This is a genomic window from Acidovorax sp. sic0104 (assembly GCF_019219095.1).
Taxonomy (GTDB): domain Bacteria; phylum Pseudomonadota; class Gammaproteobacteria; order Burkholderiales; family Burkholderiaceae_C; genus Acidovorax.
In genome coordinates this window covers 1-1,077 of record NZ_JAHUWH010000042.1, presented here as the reverse complement: position 1 = coordinate 1,077, position 1,077 = coordinate 1, and the positions used below count along the sequence as shown (strand labels likewise).

General features: G+C 59.4%; 1 protein-coding gene. It reads right to left on the bottom strand.

What is annotated here, in order from left to right:
* On the bottom strand, positions 1 to 967 hold a 967-nt coding region (locus KW835_RS26560; protein WP_218387747.1), incomplete at its 3' end, for an IS481 family transposase.
* Positions 968 to 1,077 lie beyond the last annotated feature (110 nt).

The following is a 1,077-nucleotide window of genomic DNA, read 5'->3' as shown; positions in this document are numbered from 1 at the left end:
TGTCACATCCCGGACGATCATATGGCCGCTTGTGAAACAGATCCGGGTGCTCTTGGTACCACTCTTTCATGGCCTGCATTGGCGTACTACTCTTGAGCGCTGACTGTGGCAACTGGTGGTTGTACAAGGCCACATAGCGCTGCAAGGTCTGCTCCATATCTTCACGGCTGTTGAATCGGTGGGTCTTCAGGACGTCCGCTATGCGGCCATTGAACCGCTCCACCATACCGTTGGTTCTCGGAGTCCTGGGCTTGGTCAGCCGGTGCTCTATGCCCAGCTCCTGGCACAGTTGGTCGAACTCATGGTTGCCGCTGGGTTCGCGCTCCCGGCTGGCAAACAGTCGGTCTGTGAACTCCTTGCCGTTGTCTGTCAACAGCTTGTTGATCCTGATCGGGCAGGCCTTGTGAAGTGCTTTGAGAAAGGCCCTGGCACTGGCCGCTGTCTTGTTGGCCTTGAACTGCACGAACACCCAGCGCGTGGCCCTGTCGATGGCCACGAACAGATAGCGCCTGCTGCTCTCGTCCTGCATCTGGGGCAGGTACTTCACGTCCATGTGCACGTAGCCTGGCTCGTAGCTCTTGAAGGCCTTGTGGGCTACCGCAGGCTGGTGGGGCTTGAGGGCGTTGAGGTTGCCCGCTCCATGGCGGCGCAGGCACCTGTCCAAACCTGAGCGTGAGACATCGGGGCTCAAGAACTCTCGCGTGACCGCCAGCAGGTCATCCAGGGGCAGCAGCAGGGTATGTCGCAAGTGAACCACCACGGTCTCTTGCGCAGGCGTGAGCACCGTCTGCAGGCGATGGGCCGTGTGCGAGCGGTCTGCAAAGACATCGCGCTTCTTCCACTTGTAGACCGTCTGCTCAGTGATCCCAAAGCGCTGGGCCAGGACGCTGGCTGGTTCATTGCTGGCTGCGATCTCGGCGCGCACGGCGGGAGTGGTGCGGGCGTTCTTGTGCAGGGCTATCAACATGGCTTCACTCCCTGGGTGGATTGAAACGACTCTATCAACTCTTGCAGAACGGCTCGCGCCATGAAGAGTGGATAGCGTTTAGAGTCTATGCAATCATCCGGGATGCGACA